3 protein-coding genes are annotated in these 1133 nt (G+C 62.3%); all 3 read right to left on the bottom strand.

Annotated elements, in window-relative coordinates:
* The coding region (locus AC1DZY_RS26615; RefSeq protein ID WP_476823164.1) for a transposase at positions 1-198 on the bottom strand (198 nt) is incomplete at its 3' end.
* A gap of 61 nt (positions 199-259) precedes the next feature.
* A complete protein-coding gene (locus tag AC1DZY_RS26610) occupies positions 260-916 on the bottom strand; it encodes a methyl-accepting chemotaxis protein (RefSeq protein ID WP_476823163.1) in 657 nt (218 codons plus the stop codon).
* Positions 913-1133: transposase (locus AC1DZY_RS26605; protein WP_476823162.1), on the bottom strand; the 221-nt coding region annotated here is incomplete at its 5' end. The genes AC1DZY_RS26610 and AC1DZY_RS26605, both read right to left, overlap by 4 nt.

The raw sequence follows: 1133 nt of genomic DNA, 5'->3' as shown, positions 1-1133 counted from the left end.
GCCGCCACCGGTCCGAGCGAGATAGCGCAGGGCGTCGAGCACCTCGCGAAGGTCGGTCGTCGGCTTGCGTCCGCGCTTCGGCACTGGCGGCAGAAACGGCGCGATGAAGCGCCACTCCTCATCCGTCAGATCAGTCGGGTAGCGCTTCGCGCGCTTCTCAAATCCAGCCATCCGGCCACGGCTCGCTCGAGTCCACATCCCAAGCTTGAATCACGCCGCAGCGGCCGCCTCAACCCATTCTCAAACAGTCTCTTAGATGTCAGGCAGCTCGCACCTCTGAGAGGAAGGTCCTTGTAGAGTATTCAAGCTCTGTGGCGTGGACGCGCAGCGCTGAGGAGTAAGTCGCGACGGCTTCCGAGGCGGCACGCGATTGGCTAGCAGCCGCGGCCGCGACCGACATGACCCTCCCGCTGGACGCTGCGTGTTCACGGGCTTCAGCAGCATCCGAAGCAATACAGCTCACGGCGAAACTTTGCTCATCGACGGCGGTCGCCACCGCAATCGAATATTCCGCGATTGAACGGATCGTGTCGCGAACAGCTCCGATTGCGAGAACAGCGTCCGCCGATGCCGACTGAATCTGCGCGACGCGTGAGGCGATGTCGTGCGTGGCCTGCGCCGTCTGGCTTGCCAGCGCCTTGACTTCCGAGGCGACAACGGCGAAACCCTTTCCGGCTTCGCCGGCGCGCGCCGCTTCGATCGTCGCGTTAAGTGCAAGCAGATTTGTCTGCGATGCGATTGCTTGGATCAGGCCGATGATGTCGGAGATGCTGCGCGCCGTTTCGCTCATCGCCGTCATGGTTTCGCAAGTTCGGTCAGCTTGGACGACGCCCCTCAAACAGATTTCGCGCGACTCTCCTGACCGCTGCGCAATCTCGACGACGGAGTGCCTTAGAGTCCGTTTGAGAATGCTCACGGATGGACGATCCGCCGCAGCATGAGGCTTCCGAGCGCGATATGGATCATGGCCTCGGAGACATCGAGGCGCTGTTCGTAGTCTCGGACGAGGCGCTTCCAACGGGTCATCCAGCCGAAGGTGCGCTCAACCACCCATCGCCTTGGCAGCACCTTGAAGCCAGGTTCCTTGTCGGTGCGGCGGACGATCTCGATGACGAAGTCGCGATCGCGATAGG

Source organism: Allobosea sp. P2_A10, from assembly GCF_056405115.1.
The sequence above is the reverse complement of the archived record's forward strand: the minus strand, read 5'-3'. Positions and strand labels throughout refer to the sequence as shown.